We start from the raw sequence: 21,849 nt of genomic DNA, 5'->3' as shown, positions 1-21,849 counted from the left end.
CGCGTCCATCTGTTAAATTATCCTTACACAACCAGGTAAAATAAATCCCATGAAGGGGAAAAGTAGGCTTTAGCGGCCTGCCCAGCGAGCCGGTGGCGGTGGGAGACCGGCCGGGAAGCTAGAGCTGAAGTTCGCCCCGGAGGAGCAGGCTGAAGGCCGGCAACAGCCGGCTGGGTAGGCCGGGCCGGAGCTCCCGCCGTTAAAAGGGAGGGGGTATCGGAAGGGACCCCTGGTGATGCCTTTCCCGTACCCTTTAATGAGCGGGCTGCTTTGGCAGCCAAATAGGGTGGTACCGCGGGTATAACTCCTCGTCCCTAGGACGGGGAGTTTTTATTTTGCCGTTATTTCCAGAAGCTCCTTATAAGGCGTTAAGCCCCGTCAAAATAACACAATCCTATTTTCGCAGGATGGGAGGAACGGACTGTGATCATCGTTATGAAACCGGGAGCAACCCGGGAGCAGATCGAGGCTGTGAGCGAGCGCCTGGTGGAACTGGGCTTTAAGACTCACCCCATTTACGGCCAGGAAAAGACTGTTATCGGCGCCATTGGCGATAAGAAAGCCCTGAGTTCGGAAGCCATCATCAACCTGCCCGGCGTAGAAAAAATCGTTCCCATTATGAAGCCCTACAAGCTGGTCAGCCGGGAACTGAAGGAGACACCGTCCATAGTGCGGGTCGGCGGGGTGCCGGTGGGCGGCCGCGGTCTGGTGGTTATGGCCGGGCCTTGTGCCGTGGAAAGCGAGGAACAGCTTTTGAGCACGGCCCGGGCCGTCAAGGCCGCTGGTGCCCAGATCCTGCGCGGCGGCGCCTTTAAACCGCGGACTTCTCCCTATGCCTTCCAGGGCCTGGAAGAAGAAGGCATCAAAATGCTGGCCCGGGTGCGCGAGGAGGCAGGATTGCCCTTTGTCACCGAAGTTGTAGACACCCGGGATGTAGCCCTGGTAGCCGAATATGCCGACGCCATTCAGATTGGCGCCCGCAATATGCAGAACTTCCGTCTCCTGAAGGAAGCCGGGGCTACCGGTAAACCCATCCTCCTGAAGCGGGGCCTGGCGGCGACCATCGAAGAGTGGCTCATGGCGGCCGAGTACATCCTGGACAGCGGCAACCCCAACGTGATTTTATGCGAGCGGGGGATCCGTACCTTTGAGACGGCCACCCGTTTCACCCTGGACCTGGCCGCCGTAGCTGTGGTAAAGGAAAACTCCCACCTGCCGGTGATCGTTGATCCGAGCCACGGCACGGGCAGCTGGCGCCTGGTCCTGCCCATGGCCCGGGCTGCGGTGGCCGCCGGCGCCGACGGGCTAATCATCGAGGTGCACCCCGATCCGGCCCGGGCCCTGTGCGATGGTCCCCAGTCCCTGCACCCGGAAACCTTTGACCGCCTGATGGGCGAACTGGCGCCGGTAGCCCTGGCCGTCGGCCGCGGCCTGGCCCCCACAGGGCTATTTCTAGAAAAGGCTGCCTCCCTTACGGTCGATAAGTAACCACAGTTTATATAAGCTCTCAGCCAGGAGCTTTCTTTTTTGACCAGGTGATAATTGTTATAGCAGGGTATAATTAACAACAAGAATTGTTAAATTATCATTAAAAATAAAAAGGAGATCGTTCTTTTCTGGAGAATTATAACTTGAGGACCCAAAAAATCCCGAAGGGATGTGCGTAGCTTGAAGAAGGACGTACTGGTCAAGGTTAAGGGCACCCAGACCAACGAGCTGGGGGAAAAGGATTCCATCGAGCTGGTTACCGAAGGTCGCTTCTTCATCCGGGATCAACACTACTACATCCTTTATAATGAAACCTGCCTATCGGGAATGGAGGGTACCACTACCACTTTAAAGGTCGAACCCCGGCGGGTAACCTTGAACCGCATGGGTACGGCCGAGCAGAAAACAACCTTTGAAGCAGGTATTTTAAATGCCGGTTTCTATGTAACTCCTTATGGTACTATGAAGATTACAGTTTTACCTTCGAAAGTAGAAGTTGACTTGACAGAACGGGGCGGAAGTATTAATCTAGAGTATGAATTGCAGGTCGGCCAGGAGAAAATCAGTGACAACCAGTTGGAAATCACCGTTGAGCACCTGGAAAACTATGCTTAAGCATGGAGAGAAGCTACGGGGTAAAAAGGAGTACAGGTAAGGCGTGAATATAGTACAGGAAACTAAAAGGCGGCTGGCAGCGGCACTGCGTGATGCCGCTGCCGCCGCCCGGGCAGCCGGTGATATAAGCTTTGAGGCGCTGCCTGATTTTGTAATTGAGGCGCCGCGGGATAAATCTCACGGCGACTTTGCTGCTAACCTGGCCTTGCTGCTGGCCAGGCAGGCCCGCCAGTCACCCAGGAACGTAGCGGAAATTTTAGTGCGACACCTGGAAATACCCCAACCCGGCGTGGCCAGGATCGAGGTGGCCGGACCGGGCTTTATTAATTTTACCCTGGACAACCAGTGGCTCTTGCCGGTATTGCCGGCCGTCCTGGCCGAAGACGAACATTACGGCTGGTCCAATATCGGCCAGGGGGTTAAAGTCCAGGTGGAGTTTGTCAGCGCCAATCCTACCGGGCTCTTGCATATGGGCAATGCCCGGGGGGCGGCCCTGGGGGATAGCATTGCCAACCTCCTTACAGCCGTGGGCTACGACGTTACGCGGGAATTCTATATAAACGATGCCGGCAACCAGATAGAGAATTTCGGCCTTTCCCTGGAAGCCCGCTACCTGCAGGCCCTGGGCTTTGATGCGACCCTTCCCCCCGACGGTTACCACGGGGAAGACCTGGTGGAGACGGTGCGCCATTTTATCGACCAGTACGGAGACAAGTACCTGGACGCCGACCCGGCATTACGCCGGGAAATGCTGGTCCGCTTTGCCCTGGAGGAAAAGCTGGCCGCCATCCGCCAGGTGCTGGAGGATTTTGGCGTTACCTATGATGTCTGGTTCAGTGAACAGTCCCTGCATGATTCCGGGGCTGTTGCCCGGGCCATAGCCGACCTGGACAGGGCTGGCTATATTTATGAAAAGGACGGCGCCCTGTGGTTTAAAGCCACCCGTTTTGGCGCCGAAAAGGATGAGGTGGTGGTGCGCAAGAATGGCCTGCCTACCTATTTTGCGGCCGATATCGCCTACCACCGCAATAAATTTGAACGGGGCTTTGAACGGGTCATCAATATCTGGGGCGCCGATCACCACGGTCATGTGGCCCGCCTGAAAGGGGCCCTCCAGGCCCTCGGTTATGACCCGGGACGCCTGGAAGTGGTTCTCATGCAGCTCGTCCGTCTTTACCAGGGCGGCGAGGTTTTACGCATGTCCAAGCGTACCGGCCGTTACGTAACGTTGAATGAGTTAATTGAAGAGGTGGGCCGGGACGCCGCCCGTTATTTCTTTGTCATGCTGAAGAGCGACAGCCACCTGGAATTTGACCTCGACCTGGCCCGGTCGCAGACGGCCGACAACCCCGTTTTTTACGTCCAGTACGCCCATGCCCGTATTTGCAGTATCCTGCGCCTGGCGAAGGAAAGGGGCCTGGAAGTCCCCCCGGCCCGGGAGGCCCGCCTGGATCTTTTAAAAGAACCGGCCGAAATGGAGTTAATCAAGCAGATTGCCACTTTACCGGAAACGGTGGCCGGGGCGGCCCAGGCTTTGGAGCCCCACAGGCTCACCCGTTTTGCCCATGACCTGGCCAGCCTGTTCCACAGTTTTTATACCAGCTGCCGCGTCCTGGCCGACGACCCGGAGTTAAGGAAGGCGCGCCTGGTACTGGTGGAAGCTACGCGTATAACGTTGCGCAACGTCCTGCACCTCCTTGGGGTCAGCGCCCCGGAAAGGATGTAGGCTGAAGCAAAGAGTCTCTTACGGAGGAAATTATGCCTGCGAAATTTATTTTTGTTACCGGCGGTGTCACCTCTTCTTTAGGGAAGGGGATAACCGCCGCTTCTTTAGGTAGACTTTTAAAGAGCCGCGGCCTGAAAGTCGCCATCCAGAAATTTGACCCCTATATCAACATTGACCCCGGCACCATGAGCCCCTACCAGCACGGTGAGGTTTTTGTCACCGATGACGGCGCTGAGACCGATCTGGACCTGGGTCACTACGAACGTTTTATCGATATTAACCTGACCCGGGCCAGTAACGTCACTGCCGGCAAGATTTACTGGTCGGTCATCACCAAAGAACGCCGGGGCGACTACCTGGGGGGAACTGTCCAGGTAATACCCCACATTACCAATGAGATTAAAGAACAGCTTTACCGGGTGGTCGAAGAAAGCGACCCGGATGTGGTTATCACCGAGATCGGCGGTACGGTGGGCGACATTGAGTCCCTGCCTTTCCTGGAAGCCATCCGCCAGATGAAAAGCGACATCGGTCGCGACCGCGTCCTCTATATCCACGTCACCCTTGTTCCCTACCTGCAGGCTGCCAGGGAAGCCAAAACCAAACCCACCCAGCACAGCGTCAAAGAATTGCGCAGTATCGGCATCCAGCCCGATATCATCGTCTGCCGGACGGAACGTCCCTTTTCCCGGGAAATGGAGGAAAAAATAGCCCTCTTCTGCGACATTGATCCCGATGCCGTCATCCAGGCCTGGGATGTCGATTCCATCTATGAAGTCCCCTTGTTGATGGAAAAGGAAGGCCTGGACAGCATTGTGGTGGAACGCCTGAAGTTACAGTGCGGGCCCGCGCAAATGGATGACTGGCGCGCCATGGTAGAGCGCATGAAGAGCATTACCCGCCACCTGGAGATTGCCCTGGTGGGTAAATACGTAACCCTGCCCGACGCTTATTTAAGCGTCGTTGAGGCTTTGCGCCACGCCGGTTTCTATCACGGCGTCCAGGTGGATATCCGCTGGATCTACTCTGGTGAGCTGGAACGGAGCGGGCTGGAACAGCTGGAAGGAGTCGCCGGCATCCTGGTGCCGGGGGGCTTCGGTGACCGGGGCACCGAAGGCAAGATTTTAGCAGCCCGGTATGCCCGGGAAAAAAGGGTGCCTTACCTGGGTATCTGCCTGGGCATGCAGCTGGCGGTGGTCGAGTTTGCCCGCCATGTCTGCGGGCTTAAAGAAGCCCACAGCGCGGAATTCAACCCGGAAACCCCCCAACCGGTCATTGATTTATTACCGGAACAGAAGAATATAGCCGAGAAGGGCGGTACCATGCGCCTGGGGTTGTACCCCTGCCGGCTGCAGCCGGGAACGAAGGCCTACCAGGCCTACGGCGAGGAAGTAATCTACGAGCGCCACCGCCATCGCTACGAATTCAATAACAGCTACCGGGCGGAACTCACGGCCAGAGGTATGATCATCAGCGGGACTTCCCCCGACAACCGCCTGGTGGAGATTATCGAACTGGCCGACCATCCCTGGTTTGTCGCCAGCCAGTTTCACCCGGAATTCAAATCGCGGCCCAACCGGCCCCATCCCCTGTTCCGGGACTTTATCGGGGCGGCCCTGGCTTATCAAGGAGGGACAGGGGCATGAACCGCCGGGCGAGGCTCATCGGCCCTGAAGAGGAAAAACGCTTTGACGCCTTTATTGCCGGCCACCCCAAGGGCCATTTTCTCCAGTCCTACGGCTGGGGCGAGGTGAAGGCTACTACCGGGTGGCGACCTTTAAGGCTCGTCCTGGAGGAAGGGGGCAGCATCGTGGCTGCCGCCAGCCTTCTGAAAAGGCAGCTCCCTTACGTTGGCAAATCTATCCTCTATGCCCCCCGGGGACCGGTGGTGGACTTCCATGATCCTGCCCTCTTCAGCGAGCTCCTGGCTGCCATCGACAATGTGGCGCGGCAGGAAGGGGCTATCTTACTGAAGATCGACCCCGACATCCCGGAAGACGATACGGCCGTAAAGGAAATGCTGCGGGCAAAGGGTTTCCGCCTGGCCAACAAAGGGGCGGGTTTTGAAGGCGTCCAGCCACGCCATGTCTTCCGCCTCGACTTAACCCCTTCCCCGGAAGAGCTCCTGGCCGGCATGCACAGCAAAACCCGCTATAATATCCGCCTGGCGCAAAAAAAAGGCGTAGTTATCAAAAGGGACTGCACCCTGGATGACCTGCCAGTTTTTTACGAGATTTTAAAAGAAACCACCCTCAGGGACCGTTTTCTGGTGCGCTCCTACAGTTATTTTGAAACAATGTGGCGGGAAATGGTGGAGCGCGGCTACGCTAAACTCTTCCTGGCTTACTACCGGGGGGAAGCCATTGCCGGTACCCTGGCTTTTATCATGGGCGACAAAGCCTGGTACCTCTACGGCGCCTCCAGCAACCGCCACCGCAACGTTATGCCCAACTACCTCCTCCAGTGGACCATGATCCTGTGGGCCAGGGAACAGGGGTGCACCATGTACGACTTCCGCGGCGTGCCGGGTGACCTGGACGAAAAGAACCCCCTCTACGGCCTCTATCGTTTTAAGAAAGGCTTCAACGGTACCTTTACCGAGTTTATCGGCGAATACGACCGGGTTTACTCCCCCTTTTACTACTGGCTCTGGCAGTCGGTCCTCCCCCTCTATTCTCGTGGTTTCCGCCGCCTGCTTTTCTGGAAGAAAAAGGCTGCCACGGTGGAATGAAATTACTCTTTCAAGATAGGGTGGTGCCAATCCCCTGTGGACTTAGCAGAGCTAACCCGGCTGGTCGGCCCCCGCTGGATTGAGATCGAAGCTACAGCCATGGAGCATAACCTGTGCGCCGTCAAAAGCCTGCTCCAACCCCCGACCCGGCTGCTGGCCGTCATCAAGGCCGATGCCTACGGTGCCGGCGCCGTCGAGGCAGCCCGGATTTTTACGGCAGCAGGAGCAGACTACCTGGGGGTTACTACCCTGGCCGAAGGGCTGGAGTTACGCCGGGCCGGCATTACGGCTCCCATCCTGTTAATGAGCCCCCTGCTGCCGGAGGAACTGCCGCAGGCCCTGCACAATGACCTCACCCTGACCATCAGCAGCCGCAGCGGGGCTGAAGCGGCAGCGGCTGCCGCGGCGGCGATGGGCCGGCAGGCCCGGGTGCACCTGAAGGTAGAGACCGGCCTGCAGCGCACCGGCCTGGAACCGGGAGAAGTGGTCCCCCTGGCAAAGGAAATGCAGTGCTGGCCCGGGGTGCAACTGGAAGGACTCTACAGCCATCTAGCCGAAGCGGCCCGCCCGGGGGCAGCCCGCAGGCAGCTGCAATGTTTCCAAAAAGTTATTATGGACCTGGAAGGGCAGCAAATATCCCTGCCTTTAAAGCATATCTGCAACAGCACCGGCCTGCTGCTCCATCCGGAAATGCACCTTGATATGGTGCGGGCCGGCACCCTTTTGTACGGCCAGTTCCCTTACCGGGCTCCCCGTCGGGGCCTGGAATTAAAGAATCCCTGGCAGTTTAAAGCCCGCATTCTCTTTATCCATGATGTGGCGGCCGGTACTCCCGTTGGCTATGGTGGCGATTATGTAGTCAAAAAGGCCACCCGGCTGGCCGTCATCCCTGTGGGTTATGCCGATGGCTTTGCTTTAACGGCCGTGAGCCGCCCCAAAAATCTAAACGACCTGGCCCGCCACCTGGCGAAGACCGTCCTGGCCTACCTGGGCCGTGGTGGCGGGGAGGGGACGGCAGTTACCATTGCCGGGCGGAGGGCGCCGGTGATAGGCCGGGTGGGCATGCAGCTCTCCATAGTCGACGTAGGTCACCTTACGGAGGTAGAGGTTGGGCAGGAAGTAGAGGTGGATATCCGGCGACCGACGGCCAACGCCCGCTTGCCCCGGGTCTATTGCCGGGAGGGACAACCCTACCTGGTGCGGATGACCTCCGGGGAGATGGTGCCGGTAGGTTCCTCCGCCGCCCAAAGTTTAGCTCCTGAAGCAGGAATTTAGCGATTTATAGCTAAATATTGGATGATATAGAGGAGCTTGAGCGAAGTGCTGAAGAAAGGGGGGCTTTGGGACCGCCGCGGTTGGAGGTGAGCTGGTCTGATAGACAAAAAGGTAATGGTAATTGACGACCAGCCGGGTGTACGTCGTTTAATTTGCGAAGCCTTGAGACAGCTTGGTTATAGCTTATGTGTAGCCAGTGAAGGTAGGGAGGCCCTCGAAAAAATTGCCAGCGAAGCGCCAGACCTGGTGATCCTGGATATAAAGATGCCAGGCATGAATGGAGTGGAGTTTTTGAAGGAATTGCGGAAACTTTCTGTTGCCACACCGGTGATAATCATCACGGCGTATAATGAGCTGGATCTGGTAGAACAAGCGAGTGAATTCGGTGCCCGGTATGTCCTGCAGAAACCCTTTGATATCAAGCAGCTATACCGGTTGGTGCAGGCGGCTTTGCAGCCGGAATAATGCCGGATCCAGGTAGCGGAAACAGTTGTAAAGTTGTTGTTACGAAAGGTAAGGGGGCCCTGCTGCTGGCAGGCCCTTTTAAATTTACCCTGGAGCAGGAATTTCTCCGGCTGCGGCGAATATGGAGGGGTGAGGAGGATTAAATAAAAGTGATTATCCACACCCTGAATGTTGTGGTTTTACGCTGTCCATCCTGCGGTCGCCTGGAGTTCCGCGGTTTTTCCCTCTTTAATTTTGCCGGCGGCCGGACATGGCAGGTAGAGTGCAGTTGCGGTACCCCCCTGCTAACCATCAGCAGGAAAAAAGGGAAAAGCTTCTGGCTCCAGTATCGCTGCGGCATGTGTGACAGCCTCCATATCAGCCGCCATACCCGCAAGGAACTGTGGTCGCGGGAGCTCCTGACCCTGACCTGTAAGGAGACAGAGCTGGAGGTAGGCTTCATCGGTCCCCGGGAAAAGGTGCAGCGCGCGGTGCAGCGTCATGACCGCACCCTGGCCCAGGTAGCCCGAGACCTTGGTTTCAGCGATTATTTTGAGGAACCGGACGTCATGTATCAACTGCTGTCCCTTATTTACCAGCTGGCCGAAGAAGGCCGGGTGAGCTGCGGCTGTGGCAGCGAAAACATAGAAATTGAAATTTTTCCCGGCCATTTGCAGCTGCGCTGCCAGGCCTGCCGGGCGGAAAAAAACCTACCCGCCGCTACCATGGCCGACCTGGAGCAGGTAGAAAACTTGCAGGAAATCCGCCTGCCCGGTCACCTGGTAAGTAGAAATGAAACTCTTTCCAAGCAGCGTTATCGCCGCCGCCAGAAATCGCGGGTATAATGAACGGAAGTTAGAGGCACAATTTTTAAAAGGAGCTGAGCCTATGCCTTTAGTTACCCTGGCCGAGGTTCTCAAAGACGCTGATGCTAAGGGGTACGCCGTCGGCGCCTTTAACTGTAATAATATGGAAATTGTTCAGGCCATTATCAATGCCGCCGAGGCGGAAGGGGCACCGGTCATCATCCAGGCCAGCCAGGGAGCGATTAAATATGCCGGCCTGGAGTATATAACAGCCCTGGTGCGGGCGGCGGCTGCAGGGACCTCAGTCCCGGTGGTCCTGCACCTTGACCATGGCACTGACTTCAACCAGGTCCTGCGCTGCCTGCGGGCCGGTTTCACCTCGGTCATGATCGACGGTTCCAAATACCCTCTGGAAGAAAACATCGCCCTGACCAGGCGCGTTGTAGAGATTGCCCATGCCATGGGCGCTTCTGTCGAGGGGGAACTGGGTAGAATCGGTGGCACCGAGGACCACATCAGCGTGTCCGAGCGTGAGGCGACCATGACCGACCCCGAAGAAGCCAGGCGTTTTGTCGCCGAGACGGGCGTCGACGCCCTGGCTATTGCTATCGGTACGGCTCATGGCCGTTATAAGGGTACGCCCAAATTGGATTTTAACCGCCTGGCCGCCATTGACCGCCTGATCCCCACCCCCATAGTCCTCCACGGTTCTTCCGGCGTTCCCGATGCCGATATCCGCCGCGCTGTGGAACTGGGCGTCCGCAAGATCAACATCGATACCGATATTCGTATCGCCTTTGTCGAAGCTGCCCGCCAGGCCCTGGCAGCCAACCCCGACGAAATCGACCCCCGCAAAGTGCTGGGACCGGCACGGGAAGCTGCCACCGGTATTATCCGCCATAAAATGCAGGTCTTTGGCTGTGCCGGCCGCGTGCATATTTCTCCCCGGAGGTGAGAACCCTATAGGTAAACACCCTGAGGAGGTAGAGAAAATGGCGGGCATAAAATGTGGCGTAGAAGAGTGTCATTTCTGGGATAACATGGCCTGTACTGCTGATTCCATTGAAGTCAGGTCCAGTGGCGACCGCCAAGTCACCACTTCTGATGGGACAGCCTGCCATACTTTCCGCCCCAAGAAGAGATAACTTCAGCGGGCTTTAAAATAAGAGCCCCGCGGCCCTGCCGCCGGGCTCTTATCCTTAATCTAGACTTTTTCCAATCGCCAGCAGGATTCTGGCATTACATGGTGAATGATTTACTAAGGTATTACCCTTCTTTTTTTGCCAGATAACTTTCGTTTTTTATAGCCCTTCACCTATAAGTATCCAACCTCTCACTTCCCACATCTTACATCCATTTTACGGAGGTGCCCCTGAGAAGTGCGTATTTTCATCGATTCCGCCAATATTGAAGAGATTAAAGCAGCCAGTGATCTGGGTATAATTTCAGGTGTAACAACCAATCCTTCCCTGATTGCCAGGGAAGGGCGTAATTTTCGCCAGGTCGTGGAAGAGATCGCCGCTATTGTTGACGGCCCTATCAGTGCAGAAGTAATCAGTACGGAAGCCGAGGCCATGATAGCCGAAGCCCAGGAACTGGCAGCCATATCCCCCAACATTGTCATCAAGATCCCCATGATAGCCGAAGGCCTTAAAGCCGTCAAAAAACTGGCGGCTCAAGGTATTAAAACCAACGTTACCCTGGTATTTTCCGCCAACCAGGCGCTTCTCGCCGCCCTGGCCGGCGCAACCTATGTGAGTCCCTTTGTTGGGCGCCTCGATGATATCAACCACGACGGTATGCAGGTCATTGCCGATATTGTTCCCATTTATGCCCAGTACGGCCTGGAAACCCAGATTATTGCCGCCAGTATCCGCCATCCCCTCCATGTGCTCCAGGCCGCCCGCCTGGGTGCTGATATTGCCACCGTTCCCTATAAAGTTATCATGCAGATGGTAAAGCACCCCCTGACAGATGCCGGCCTGGCTAAATTTCTCGCCGATTGGGAGAAAGTAAAGGATAAGTAATTATGGAGGTTATTACCATTTGAATACTGCCGAGTTAGAAAGCAAGACCATGGTTGAGCTTTACCGGATAGCCAGGGAGCTCAATTTAAGCGGCTACTACCGCCTGCGCAAGAAAGAGCTGGTCTTTGAAATTGCCAAGGCCCTGGCCCAGAAGGAGCAGCAGGAACAGGAAAAGGAAGAGCAGCTGCAGGCCCAGGGCATCCTGGAGATCCTGCCGGATGGCTACGGCTTCTTACGACCCTTCGGCTACATACCCAGCGGCGACGATATCTATATCTCCCCTTCCCAGATCCGCCGCTTTGACCTGCGCACTGGAGACAAGGTAGCCGGGCTGGTCCGCCCTCCGAAGGATAACGAGCGTTTTTTCGCCCTGCTGCGGGTAGAGAAGGTCAACGGGGAAAACCCGGAGACATCACCGGAACGGCTGCACTTTGATGCCCTGACGCCCATTTATCCTTACGAACGTTATACCCTGGAGACGGAGAATGGCGATCCCTCCACCCGGATTATCGACCTGATTGCTCCTCTGGGCAAAGGCCAACGCGCCCTGATCGTTTCCCCTCCCAAGGCCGGCAAGACCGTGCTGCTGAAAAAAATCGCCAATGCCATCACTACCAACTATCCCGACGTTGAGCTGATAATTTTATTAATCGACGAACGACCCGAAGAAGTCACCGACATCGAACGCTCGGTGCGGGGCGAGGTGGTGAGCTCCACCTTTGACGAGCTGCCGGAGAACCACGTCAAGGTGGCCGATATGGTCCTGGAACGGGCCAAACGCCTGGTGGAGCATAAGAAAGACGTCGTCGTCCTCCTGGACAGCATCACCCGCCTGGCCCGGGCCCACAACCTGGTCGTCCCTCCCAGCGGCCGCACCCTTTCCGGCGGCGTTGATCCAACCGCCCTTTACAAACCCAAACGCTTCTTCGGCGCTGCCCGCAAGGTCGAAGAGGGCGGGAGTCTCACCATTGTGGCGACAGCCCTGATTGAAACCGGCAGCCGCATGGATGAAGTTATCTTTGAAGAATTCAAAGGAACGGGCAATATGGAACTCATCCTGGACCGGAAGATGGCCGAACGCCGCATCTTCCCGGCCATTGACGTCAAGCGCTCCGGCACGAGGCGGGAGGAATTGTTGTTAAGCCCCGAGGAGCTGGAGCTGGTCTGGAATTTCCGGCGGGTCACCAGCGGTATGGGACCGGTGGAAGTGGCCGAGGTTTTAATTGAGTCCATGCAAAAGACCAAAAGCAACAAAGACCTCCTGCGCGCCCTCCCGGCCATGTTCCCCCGGGAGCATTAGTGAGGCTAGCAACCCCGTTAGCAAAATGCTAAAAATAGTATAAACTAAGCCCAGCCAAAATCGGCAGTTGGCAATTGCAAGACTAACCCCGTCCAGAACGGGGTATATTTTTGTTCACGTATGGCTAAAATAAAGGCTAAATGGGAAGAAAGGCAACTTATACCATAATGGTAAAGAACAGGAGTGAAAAAATGCTGTACAAAAAGATGGCGGTAAGCCTGGCCCTGGGGTTGGCCCTGCTGGTTAACAGCTTTTTCGCCCTCCCGGCGCAAGGGGCCGTCATCGAGGATTTGCAGCAGGTGGCCACTGTCCTCGCCCCGGAAACCTACCAGGAATTGGCCGCCCGGGTTAATAACTATACCCGCATCTACCGGGTAGAAGAGGGCGATACCCTGGAACGCATTGCCCGCCGCTACCAGACAGACCCCGAACTGGTGGCGGTGATGAACTACCTGGAACCTGATGCCGCCCTGGTACCGGGACAGTTCCTGGTGTTGCCTCACGAAGCAGAGCAGAGCTATACGGTAGCTGCCGGGGACACCCTCTGGGATATTGCGCGGCGTTTTGACACCAGCGTGGAAAACCTGGCCGCCGCCAACGGTATTGTCGATGCCAGGCGGCTGCGAATTGGTATGGTCCTTACCATCCCCGGTTCACCGGGTGGGGTACCGGTCACCAGGGTAGAGGCGGTACCTGCTTCCCGTAGCTTAAGGCTGATTTCCTTTCTCTGGCCCCTCATCGGTGCCATTACCTCCGGCTTTGGCTGGCGGGATAATGAGTTCCACCACGGCCTGGATATAGCAGGTAAGGTCGGAGATAAAATCCGGGCTGCCTGGTCCGGGGTGGTAACTTTTTCCGGCTGGGGTAACGGTATCTATGGCAACATGGTTAAACTCGACCATGGCAACGGCCTGGAGACTGTTTATGCCCATAACTCCCGCAACCTGGTCAAGGTTGGCGAGTACGTCCGGGCCGGCGAGCCCGTTGCCGAAGTGGGTGGTACGGGCAATGCCACCGGTCCCCATCTTCATTTTGAAATCAGGGAAAGGGGCAAGGCCGTCAATCCCGAACGTTTCTTAAACAGGTAAAAAGGCCGGTTCGCCGGCCTTTTTTGATGGTAACGGTATTCCGCGCCAATTTTTTTCTTTGCACTGGCGGCTCTTTCATGTTATACTGATATGAGTTTGATTTTTCCGCGGAGGTGAAGATGGCGTGAAACCGGATATTCATCCCAATTACGACAAAGCGCGGATTATATGTGCCTGCGGTAATGTCATTGAGACACGCTCCACAAAAAAAGAGATCCGGGTAGAGATATGCTCCCAGTGCCATCCCTTTTACACCGGTACCCGGCAAAGGGTAGTTGAGCGTGGCGGGCGGATTGAGCGTTTCCGGAAAAAATATGGTCGCTAGGGCAAGAAGGCGGAGCCGCAGGCTCTGCTTTTTCCTATTGCCGGCGGCCCCCGAGGTGCAATACGGCGGCCAGGCCGTCATTGAGGGCGTGATGATGCGGGGGCCGCACAAAACGGCAGTAGCCATCCGTAAAGCCGGCGGCGAGATCCTGGTCGAGGCCGAACCCAACAGTTCCATCACTGCCCGTTACCCTGTTTTAAAACTGCCCCTGCTCCGCGGCGTTGTGGCCTTATTTGAGTCTTTAATCCTGGGTATCCGGTATCTAACCTTTTCGGCCAACCAGGCTATGGAGGGAGAAGAGGAGGAGTTAAGCACCAGGGACCTGGTCCTGACGGTAGCCATTGCCCTGGCGGCAACCGTGGGTTTCTTTGTCCTCCTTCCGGCCGGGGCGGCCCTGCTCCTCCATAACCATTTATCTATCTTCTGGCAGAATGTAGTCGAGGGGCTGCTCAGGATGCTCCTCTTTTTAGGCTACGTGGCGGCCATTGGCCGGGTCAAAGACGTCCAGCGCGTCTTCCAGTATCACGGGGCCGAGCATAAAGTAATTAATGCCCTTGAGGCAGGAGAAGATTTAAGGGTGGAAACGGTGCGGTCCTATCCGACCCTGCACCCCCGGTGCGGTACCAGTTTTCTCCTGCTGGTCCTGGTATTAACTATTGTCTTTTTTTCTATCGTTGGCCGGGGTGGAATTGCCTGGCGCCTGGCCTCCCGCCTGGTGTTGCTACCGGTAGTAGCCGGCCTGGCCTATGAACTGCTCAAATTCACCGGCCGCCATTTAAACGTACCCCTGGTGCGGGCCATAGCCGCCCCGGGACTCTGGCTGCAGAAACTTACTACACGGGAGCCCGACGACGGCATGCTGGAGGTAGCCCTGGCCGCCCTGGAGGCGGTGCGGGAAAAGCCCCATCGGGAAAGTGATGCTTTCGCATAAGCTTTTGACCTGAGCAGCTGCTACTTAAAAGAGTTGAGTGCGGGCGCTCCGCGAGGGCCAGGGGAGCGCAAAAAGGTGCCGGCCTGGAGGGGAGTTGTTTTCTCAGGGTAAGAAAAGAGGTGATGCCATTTGCTGGAGAAGCTAGAACAGATCGAAGCTAAATATGAAGAGCTGGGACGGCTCATGGGCGACCCGGCAGTAATAGCCGACCCGGAGCAATTGCAGAAGCATGCCCGGGCCCACGCGGCCCTGGAAGAAATAGTTATGACCTTTCGCCAGTATCGCCGGGTCATGTCCGACCTGGAAGAAAGCCGCAACCTTCTGGAAGAAGAAAAGGATCCGGAGTTCCGCGACTTCCTTACAGATGAAATAAAACGCCTGGAAGAGGAAAGGGAGAACCTGGAACGGCAGTTAAAGATCCTGCTCCTGCCCAAAGATCCCAACGACGAAAAGAACATCATCATGGAGATCCGGGCCGGAGCCGGCGGCGATGAAGCGGCCCTTTTTGCCGGCGACCTTTTCCGCATGTACCAGCGCTATGCGGAAAAAAAACGCTGGCGGACGGAGATTATGAGCTCCCATCCTACGGAACTGGGAGGCTTCAAGGAGATTATTTTCCTGATTGAAGGCCAGGGAGTGTACAGCCGCCTGAAGTTTGAAAGCGGCGTCCACCGGGTGCAGCGCATCCCTACTACCGAGTCCGGCGGGCGGATTCATACCTCCACAGCAACCGTAGCCGTCCTGCCAGAAGCGGAAGAAGTAGATGTAGAGATAAACCCCGAGGACCTGCGGATTGACATCTTTTGTTCCAGCGGGCCCGGGGGCCAGTCCGTTAACACCACTTACTCGGCGGTACGGATCACCCACCTCCCGACAGGCCTGGTAGTATCCTGCCAGGACGAGAAATCCCAGCTGAAGAATAAGGAGAAGGCACTGAAAGTCCTGCGGGCGCGGCTCCTGGATATGGCCAGGGCTGAACAGGAGGGAGAACTGGCGGCCGAACGGCGCTCCCAGGTGGGTACCGGTGACCGCAGCGAGCGGATCCGCACCTACAATTTTCCCCAGAACCGGGTCACCGACCACCGCATCGGCCTGACCCTGCACCACCTGGATACCATCCTGGATGGCGAGCTGGACGAAATCATCGACGCCCTGGTGACCAGTGATCAGGCCGAAAGGTTAAAGAATATGGAGGCTTAAGGCATTGGCGTTGACCCTCCAGGAAGCCTTAAAAGAAGCAAGCCTGAAATTTGCGGCGGCAGGAATACCCCGGCCTCGCCTGGAGGCGGAAGTACTGCTCGGCTGGGCCGGACGGTATACCCGGCCCCAGCTCCTGGCCCGTCTGGAGGAGGAACTGGAGCCTGCCGTTGCGGCCAGGTTTTGGCCGGCCGTGGAGCGCCGGGTGGCCGGGTACCCCCTCCAGTACCTTACCGGCAGCCAGGAGTTCATGTCTCTGGAGTTTAAAGTTACCCCTGCGGTTTTAATCCCCCGCCGGGATACGGAAGTGGTGGTGGAAGCCGTCTTAGAGCGCCTTGACGCAAGGGGAAGTTCTGTTATTGCCGATTGCGGCACGGGCAGCGGGGCCATAGCTTTAAGCCTGGCCTACTACCTGCCCAACGCCAAAGTTTACGCCACTGATATAAGCCCGGCAGCCCTGGATGTAGCCCGGCAGAATGCCCGCGCTTTAGGCCTGGCAGGCCGGGTTACTTTCCTGCAGGGCGATTTTTTGGCGCCCCTTAAGGGTTTAAAGTTAGACGCCCTGGTGGCCAACCCTCCCTACATACCTGCGGCCGAGCTGGACAGGCTGCCGCCGGAGGTCCGGGCCGAGCCGCGCCTGGCCCTGGACGGCGGCCCCGACGGTTTGCGCGCCTACCATGTCCTGTTACCCGGGGCACCGGAAGTTTTAAAGGCAGGAGGGCTCCTGGCCCTGGAAATAGGGTATAATCAAGGCAGGGCCGTCCTGGAGCTGGCAGCGTCCACCGGGGCTTACCGGGATATGGCGGTGTTACCCGATTATGGCGGCCGCGATCGTTGTTTCCTGGCCTATCGCCGGGAAGAATAATAACTGCGATAAATACATAGAGGTGAAATGGGTGGCTGTGGGTAAGCGAACGAAATACTTAAAAATAGACCCCCGCGTGCCGGAACTCCATAAAATTCGCCTGGTAGCCCGGATTCTTAACCGGGGCGGGGTGGTGGCCTTCCCCACGGAAACGGTCTACGGCCTGGGGGCCAATGCCCTGGACAGCCGAGCGGTGCGGCGTATCTTTCGCGCCAAGGGACGGCCGGCCGACAACCCCCTTATTGTCCATATTGCCAGTTTCCGGGATGTCCAGGACCTGGTGGCCTACCTGCCGCCGCGGGCGACCCTGCTCATGCAGCGCTTCTGGCCCGGGCCCCTGACCCTGGTCCTGCCGCGGGGCGACCTGATCCCGGATATCGTGACCGCCGGCCTGGATACGGTAGGCATCCGCATGCCTGCCCACCCGGTAGCCCAGGCCCTCATCCGGGTCGCCCGCCTGCCCATAGCCGCGCCCAGCGCCAATATCTCCGGACGTCCCAGCCCTACCACCGGCCGGCACGTCCTTAAGGACCTGAGGGGCAAGATCGATGCCGTCGTCGATGGCGGGCCGGCTACCGTGGGGGTAGAATCAACGGTCCTGGACCTGACAACCCCGGTGCCCACCATTTTAAGACCGGGGGGAGTGACCTATGAGGAGCTCAAAGCCGTTCTCGGCGAAGTCGCCATTGACCCGGCCGTCCGTGGCAGCCAGGTAGCGCAGCCGCGCGCCCCGGGAATGAAGTACAAACACTATGCCCCACGGGGCGAAGTTTTTGTCGTTACCGGTGAGCTGGAGCGGGTGACGGCCAAGATCCGCGCCCTGGTGGCAGCGTGGCAGCAAGGGGGGCGCCGGGTGGCCGTCCTGGCAACCCGAGAAACGGCCGCGGCCTACCAGCAGGACCCCCGGCCGGATTACCTGGAGGTCCTGGGCAGCCGCTCCCAGCCGGCTACCATTGCCGCCAATCTCTTCAACGCGCTGCGCAACTGCGACCGCCACCGGGCCGACATCATTCTGGCCGAAGCCATTGCCGAAGAAGGCCTGGGCCTGGCCATTATGAACCGCCTGCGCAAGTCAGCAGCCAACCGCATCATCCATGCTTAAGTGGAGGTATTGACATGGAGCCTTTAGGTCTCATCCTGGTAGCCATGGCCCTGGGGACCGATGCCTTTTCCCTGGCTACCGGCCTGGCCCTGGGAGGCCTCCGGGGCCGGCAGGCCCTGCTCTTCGCCGGGACGGTGGGTGTTTTTCACATCATTATGCCCCTGACGGGGCTCTACCTGGGCCTGCTCCTGGGCCGGATCCTGGGGAAACTGGCGGCCATTATCGGCGCCCTGGTCCTGGCCGGCATAGGCGGGCTGATGCTCTGGGAGGCTGTTGCCTCCCCGAAAGAAGGCGGCGGTCTGGCCGGGCAGGTGCTGCGGGCCGTACCAGGCCAGGAGAGCGTGATCGGCGGCCTGATGGCCGTCCTGCTCATGGCCGGCAGCGTTAGCCTGGATGCCCTCAGCGTCGGCTTTGGCCTCGGCGCCATCAGCGTCAATATCCCTCTGACGGTCCTGACCATGGGCTTTATTGCCGGGACCATGACGGCCTTGGGGCTCCTGGCCGGCCGGCGCCTGGGCGCCTACCTGGGCAGCAGGGCCGAGATTGTCGGCGGCCTGATTCTGGTAGGTATCGGCTTAAAAATGTTGATGGGGGTATAGGATATGCCGGGTATTCTTTTTATTTGTACCGGTAACACCTGCCGCAGCAGCATGGCGGCGGCCATTGCCTCCCGCATAAAGGATGAACGGGGTTTAGATATTGCTATTGCCTCGGCCGGCCTGGCAGCCCGGGAGGGCGACCCGGCGACACCGGAAGCCATCCAGGCACTGGCGGCCATGGGCATTAATCTCCAGGATCACCGCGCCCGGCAGGTTACAGGGGCCTTGGTGGAAGACGCCGACCTGATTTTAACCATGACCAGGTCCCACAAGGAATTTCTCCTGCAGTTTTACCCGGCCGCCAGGGGCAAAACCTTTACCTTGAAGGAGTATGTCCGGAAAGGAGAAGAAAAGCCCTCCCGGGAGGAGCTGCGGGAAGAGGCGGGTGCAAAGGCGGCCGCAGGAGAACAGTCCGCTAGTGTTGATGACGATATTCCCGATCCCTTTGGCCGCCCCCTGGAAATTTACCAGGCTACTGCCAGGGAACTGGCCAGCCTTATAGGACAGGCCCTGGAGAAATATACCCAAGACACCCATGCCGCTAACCCGGCACCATCAGAAGGATGAAAATAACGGGCTGGCATTTGTTTGGAGCGAGCAAAAACAATGCCAGCCTGGAGAGAAGTTATTTGCAGCAGGAATTAGCGTTAACACGGCGAATAATTAAATAGTATTTAATCTTTACGGCAAGAGGTGCAGTTAAATTGCGCGTCGCCCTGGGTAGTGATCACGGCGGTTTTCACCTCAAGGCAGCAATTAAAGAGTACCTGGACCGGCAGGGTATTGCCAATCACGATTTCGGCACCTATGATGCCAGCGCGGTAGATTACCCTGACTATGCCCGTAAGGTGGCCGAAGCTGTGGCCAGCGGTGAATACGATCGGGGCATCCTCTGTTGCGGCACGGGGATCGGCGTCTGCATCGCGGCCAATAAAGTCCCCGGCATTCGCGCCGCCCTTTGCCACGATACCTTTTCAGCCCGGGCGGCGCGGGAACATAATGATGCCAATATCCTGACCATGGGCGAGCGGGTCATCGGTCCCGGCCTGGCCCTGGAAATTGTCGCCACCTGGCTGGCGGCCGGCTTCAGCGGCGGCCGTCATGCCCGCCGGGTGGCCAAAATTAGTGCCATAGAGGCCAGTTACCGCTGCCAGGAAAAGTAGGAGAAAGGACGGATAGAATGGCCGACTTAAGCGCCATTACAGCGGCGGTTAAAGCAGCTGCCATGGAACTTATTGAAGTTGCCGCTCTAAAGCCCGGCCAGATCCTGGTAGCCGGCTGCAGCACCAGTGAGATTACGGGCCAGAGGATTGGCACGGCCTCTTCCCTGGAAATCGGGCAGGCCGTGGTAGCGGGCCTGCTCCAGGCCACCAATGCCGCCCAGGTGTACCTGGCAGCCCAGTGCTGCGAGCATTTAAACAGGGCCCTGGTCATCGAGGCCGGCGCCGCCAGGCTTTACAACCTGCCGGTGGTAACAGTCGTTCCGGCGCCAAAGGCCGGCGGTTCTCTGGCCGCGGCGGCTTTTTCCGCCCTGCACCGGCCGGTGGTGGTCGCCGGGCTCCAGGCCCATGCCGGCCTGGATATCGGCGCCACCCTCATCGGCATGCACCTGCGGCCGGTAGCCGTGCCCGTCCGCCTGCAGGTCAAAACCATCGGCAGCGCCCCCGTAACGGCGGCTCGGACGCGCCCACCCTTGATTGGTGGTGAACGGGCTGTATATAGATTTCAGAGGGAACAAGACCCTCATACCGCTAACCCGGCACCATCAGAAGGATGAAAATAACGGGATGGCATTTGTTTGGAGCGAGCAAAAACAATGCCAGCCTGGAGCGAAGTTATTTTCAGGGTAGTTAAAAGGCAGGAGAAATAACCGGCTGCTGCAGCTTGAGGCGAGATAAGGATGAGGAGCCAGAACCAGGAAGTTAGAAGCTGGTAGAGGAAGAGTTTCCAGCAGCAAAAACAGGAGGGAAATTTTAATGAACTTAGAAACCGTAGCGCGGGTGGACCCGGAACTGGTTGAGGCCGTCAAGGGTGAGTTGCAACGCCAGCGTACCCACCTGGAACTCATCGCCTCGGAGAACTTTGTCAGCCGGGCCGTCATGGAAACCTACAGTTCGGTTCTGACCAATAAGTACGCCGAAGGTTACCCGGGCAAACGGTATTACGGCGGCTGCGAGTGGGTAGATGTGGTCGAAAACCTGGCCCGGGAACGGGCCAAAGTCCTCTTTGGCGCTGAACATGCCAACGTCCAGCCCCATTCCGGCAGCCAGGCCAATACAGCCGTCTACCTCGCTGTCCTAAAGCCGGGCGATAAAGCCCTGGGGATGAACCTGGCCCACGGCGGTCACCTGACTCACGGTAGCCCGGTCAGCATCTCCGGCCGGTATTATAATTTTTCCTTTTACGGCGTCAACCCCGATACCGGGCGGATTGATTACGATGAAGTGGCCCGGATAGCACGGGAAGTAAGGCCCAAGCTAATTGTCGCCGGGGCCAGCGCATACCCGCGGGTAATCGATTTTGCCCGTTTCCGGGAGATAGCCGACGAAGTCGGCGCCCTTCTCATGGTGGACATGGCCCATATTGCCGGCCTGGTGGCCGCCGGCATCCACCCCAGCCCCATACCTTACGCCCATTTTGTGACCACTACCACCCACAAGACCATGCGGGGGCCGCGGGGAGGTATTATTTTCACCACCCGGGAATACGCCAGGGAAATCGACAAGGCGGTCTTTCCAGGCATCCAGGGCGGGCCCCTGATGCACGTCATCGCCGCCAAGGCGGTGGCCTTGAAGGAAGCCATGCAGCCGGAATTCAAGCGCTACCAGGAAAGAATTGTCGCCAACGCCCGTACCCTGGCCGAAGCTTTGCAGGGTTACGGCTTTAACCTGGTATCCGGCGGTACCGACAACCACCTGATCCTCGTGGACCTGCGCAATAAAGGCGTTACCGGTCGCGAGGCCGAGGAAATCCTGGGTTCCGTGCAGATAACCGTCAATAAAAACGCTATCCCCTTCGACCCGGAAAAGCCCAGCGTAACCAGCGGCATCCGCCTGGGCACAGCTGCGCTGACCACCCGGGGTATGGATACCGACGCCATGCGGATGGTAGCCCGGGCTATAGACCTCGCCCTCTCCTACGGCCCTGATGCCAAGAAACTTGATGAAGCGCGAGGCATTGTCGCCGAACTCTGCCAGGCCTATCCCCTGTACCCGGAGCTTGATTGAGCTAAAAGGCCCGCTGGAGGTAAAAGTCCAGCGGGTTTGGTTTTAAAAAACTCTAGTAGCCAGGGAAAAATTATGCTAAAATAAGCCCGGGATACGCGCAATT

General features: G+C 57.8%; 23 protein-coding genes and 1 other annotated feature. All 23 genes read left to right on the top strand.

What is annotated here, in order from left to right; genetic code table 11:
• The first annotated feature begins 40 nt into the window (after positions 1-40).
• Positions 41-319, top strand: a binding site (T-box leader).
• Between the two features lie 104 nt (positions 320-423).
• Positions 424-1,488 (top strand): 3-deoxy-7-phosphoheptulonate synthase, encoded by a 1,065-nt coding sequence (aroF, locus tag E308F_RS02985; RefSeq protein ID WP_141263407.1) that lies wholly within the window; start codon positions 424-426, stop codon positions 1,486-1,488.
• Positions 1,489-1,659: 171 nt separating this feature from the next.
• Entirely contained in the window at positions 1,660-2,103 is a 444-nt protein-coding gene (locus E308F_RS02980; RefSeq protein ID WP_373995945.1) for a DUF1934 domain-containing protein, read from the top strand.
• A gap of 43 nt (positions 2,104-2,146) precedes the next feature.
• Positions 2,147-3,829, top strand: a complete 1,683-nt coding sequence (gene argS, locus E308F_RS02975) for an arginine--tRNA ligase (protein WP_141263403.1) — start codon at positions 2,147-2,149, stop codon at positions 3,827-3,829.
• Between the two features lie 32 nt (positions 3,830-3,861).
• The gene (locus E308F_RS02970; RefSeq protein ID WP_141263401.1) at positions 3,862-5,475 is read left to right on the top strand and encodes a CTP synthase; all 1,614 of its coding nucleotides are present in this window, start codon (positions 3,862-3,864) and stop codon (positions 5,473-5,475) included.
• Positions 5,472-6,560 carry a lipid II:glycine glycyltransferase FemX gene (locus E308F_RS02965; protein ID WP_141263399.1) on the top strand — a complete coding sequence of 363 codons (1,089 nt, stop codon included), beginning with the start codon at positions 5,472-5,474 and terminating at the stop codon, positions 6,558-6,560. The genes E308F_RS02970 and E308F_RS02965 overlap by 4 nt, the downstream gene beginning before the upstream one ends.
• Positions 6,561-6,596: 36 nt before the next feature.
• Positions 6,597-7,835 carry an alanine racemase gene (alr, locus tag E308F_RS02960; RefSeq protein WP_141263397.1) on the top strand — a complete coding sequence of 413 codons (1,239 nt, stop codon included), beginning with the start codon at positions 6,597-6,599 and terminating at the stop codon, positions 7,833-7,835.
• Between the two features lie 114 nt (positions 7,836-7,949).
• Positions 7,950-8,300 carry a response regulator gene (locus E308F_RS02955; RefSeq protein ID WP_141263395.1) on the top strand — a complete coding sequence of 117 codons (351 nt, stop codon included), beginning with the start codon at positions 7,950-7,952 and terminating at the stop codon, positions 8,298-8,300.
• A 149-nt stretch (positions 8,301-8,449) separates the two neighbouring features.
• The gene (locus tag E308F_RS02950) at positions 8,450-9,124 is read left to right on the top strand and encodes a hypothetical protein (protein WP_141263393.1); all 675 of its coding nucleotides are present in this window, start codon (positions 8,450-8,452) and stop codon (positions 9,122-9,124) included.
• A 43-nt stretch (positions 9,125-9,167) separates the two neighbouring features.
• Positions 9,168-10,040: a class II fructose-1,6-bisphosphate aldolase gene (locus E308F_RS02945; protein ID WP_141263391.1), complete on the top strand. Its 873-nt coding sequence runs from the start codon at positions 9,168-9,170 to the stop codon at positions 10,038-10,040.
• A 37-nt stretch (positions 10,041-10,077) separates the two neighbouring features.
• Positions 10,078-10,230: a DUF1540 domain-containing protein gene (locus tag E308F_RS02940; RefSeq protein ID WP_141263389.1), complete on the top strand. Its 153-nt coding sequence runs from the start codon at positions 10,078-10,080 to the stop codon at positions 10,228-10,230.
• A gap of 234 nt (positions 10,231-10,464) precedes the next feature.
• On the top strand, positions 10,465-11,112 hold the full coding sequence (gene fsa, locus E308F_RS02935; protein WP_141263387.1) for a fructose-6-phosphate aldolase: 648 nt from the start codon (positions 10,465-10,467) through the stop codon (positions 11,110-11,112).
• A gap of 19 nt (positions 11,113-11,131) precedes the next feature.
• On the top strand, positions 11,132-12,412 hold the full coding sequence (gene rho / locus E308F_RS02930) for a transcription termination factor Rho (RefSeq protein WP_141263385.1): 1,281 nt from the start codon (positions 11,132-11,134) through the stop codon (positions 12,410-12,412).
• Between the two features lie 191 nt (positions 12,413-12,603).
• Positions 12,604-13,500, top strand: coding sequence for a peptidoglycan DD-metalloendopeptidase family protein (locus tag E308F_RS02925; protein ID WP_141263383.1), 897 nt, complete (start codon positions 12,604-12,606; stop codon positions 13,498-13,500).
• A 124-nt stretch (positions 13,501-13,624) separates the two neighbouring features.
• On the top strand, positions 13,625-13,825 hold the full coding sequence (gene rpmE / locus E308F_RS02920) for a 50S ribosomal protein L31 (protein ID WP_141263381.1): 201 nt from the start codon (positions 13,625-13,627) through the stop codon (positions 13,823-13,825).
• Positions 13,815-14,756 carry a DUF1385 domain-containing protein gene (locus tag E308F_RS02915; RefSeq protein WP_141263379.1) on the top strand — a complete coding sequence of 314 codons (942 nt, stop codon included), beginning with the start codon at positions 13,815-13,817 and terminating at the stop codon, positions 14,754-14,756. The genes rpmE and E308F_RS02915 overlap by 11 nt, the downstream gene beginning before the upstream one ends.
• 129 nt (positions 14,757-14,885) lie before the next feature.
• Entirely contained in the window at positions 14,886-15,956 is a 1,071-nt protein-coding gene (prfA, locus tag E308F_RS02910; protein ID WP_141263377.1) for a peptide chain release factor 1, read from the top strand.
• A 4-nt stretch (positions 15,957-15,960) separates the two neighbouring features.
• Positions 15,961-16,818, top strand: a complete 858-nt coding sequence (gene prmC, locus E308F_RS02905; protein ID WP_172613810.1) for a peptide chain release factor N(5)-glutamine methyltransferase — start codon at positions 15,961-15,963, stop codon at positions 16,816-16,818.
• Entirely contained in the window at positions 16,772-17,920 is a 1,149-nt protein-coding gene (locus E308F_RS02900; protein ID WP_141263375.1) for an L-threonylcarbamoyladenylate synthase, read from the top strand. Before prmC ends, E308F_RS02900 begins: the two co-directional genes overlap by 47 nt.
• A gap of 14 nt (positions 17,921-17,934) precedes the next feature.
• A complete protein-coding gene (locus E308F_RS02895; protein ID WP_141263373.1) occupies positions 17,935-18,519 on the top strand; it encodes a manganese efflux pump MntP in 585 nt (194 codons plus the stop codon).
• A gap of 3 nt (positions 18,520-18,522) precedes the next feature.
• Positions 18,523-19,086: a low molecular weight protein arginine phosphatase gene (locus E308F_RS02890; protein WP_141263371.1), complete on the top strand. Its 564-nt coding sequence runs from the start codon at positions 18,523-18,525 to the stop codon at positions 19,084-19,086.
• A gap of 137 nt (positions 19,087-19,223) precedes the next feature.
• Entirely contained in the window at positions 19,224-19,682 is a 459-nt protein-coding gene (rpiB, locus tag E308F_RS02885) for a ribose 5-phosphate isomerase B (protein ID WP_172613809.1), read from the top strand.
• A 17-nt stretch (positions 19,683-19,699) separates the two neighbouring features.
• Positions 19,700-20,296 carry a TIGR01440 family protein gene (locus E308F_RS02880; RefSeq protein WP_141263368.1) on the top strand — a complete coding sequence of 199 codons (597 nt, stop codon included), beginning with the start codon at positions 19,700-19,702 and terminating at the stop codon, positions 20,294-20,296.
• Positions 20,297-20,495: 199 nt separating this feature from the next.
• Positions 20,496-21,746, top strand: coding sequence for a serine hydroxymethyltransferase (gene glyA, locus E308F_RS02875; RefSeq protein WP_141263366.1), 1,251 nt, complete (start codon positions 20,496-20,498; stop codon positions 21,744-21,746).
• Positions 21,747-21,849 lie beyond the last annotated feature (103 nt).

The organism is Moorella sp. E308F (assembly GCF_006538365.1).
Classification (GTDB): Bacteria; Bacillota; DSM-521; order Neomoorellales; family Neomoorellaceae; genus Neomoorella.
The sequence above is the reverse complement of the archived record's forward strand: the minus strand, read 5'-3'. Positions and strand labels throughout refer to the sequence as shown.

Bases quoted from the DNA above. Each gene is read 5' to 3' on its own strand.
- E308F_RS02895 (WP_141263373.1), top strand. From the start codon at position 17,935: ATGGAGCCTTTAGGTCTCATCCTGGTAGCCATGGCCCTGGGGACCGAT.
- E308F_RS02925 (WP_141263383.1), top strand. From the start codon at position 12,604: ATGCTGTACAAAAAGATGGCGGTAAGCCTGGCCCTGGGGTTGGCCCTG.
- E308F_RS02940 (WP_141263389.1), top strand. From the start codon at position 10,078: ATGGCGGGCATAAAATGTGGCGTAGAAGAGTGTCATTTCTGGGATAAC.
- E308F_RS02890 (WP_141263371.1), top strand. From the start codon at position 18,523: ATGCCGGGTATTCTTTTTATTTGTACCGGTAACACCTGCCGCAGCAGC.
- E308F_RS02880 (WP_141263368.1), top strand. From the start codon at position 19,700: ATGGCCGACTTAAGCGCCATTACAGCGGCGGTTAAAGCAGCTGCCATG.
- E308F_RS02965 (WP_141263399.1), top strand. From the start codon at position 5,472: ATGAACCGCCGGGCGAGGCTCATCGGCCCTGAAGAGGAAAAACGCTTT.
- E308F_RS02945 (WP_141263391.1), top strand. From the start codon at position 9,168: ATGCCTTTAGTTACCCTGGCCGAGGTTCTCAAAGACGCTGATGCTAAG.
- E308F_RS02970 (WP_141263401.1), top strand. From the start codon at position 3,862: ATGCCTGCGAAATTTATTTTTGTTACCGGCGGTGTCACCTCTTCTTTA.
- E308F_RS02955 (WP_141263395.1), top strand. From the start codon at position 7,950: ATGGTAATTGACGACCAGCCGGGTGTACGTCGTTTAATTTGCGAAGCC.
- E308F_RS02915 (WP_141263379.1), top strand. From the start codon at position 13,815: ATGGTCGCTAGGGCAAGAAGGCGGAGCCGCAGGCTCTGCTTTTTCCTA.
- E308F_RS02900 (WP_141263375.1), top strand. From the start codon at position 16,772: ATGGCGGCCGCGATCGTTGTTTCCTGGCCTATCGCCGGGAAGAATAAT.
- glyA (WP_141263366.1), top strand. From the start codon at position 20,496: ATGAACTTAGAAACCGTAGCGCGGGTGGACCCGGAACTGGTTGAGGCC.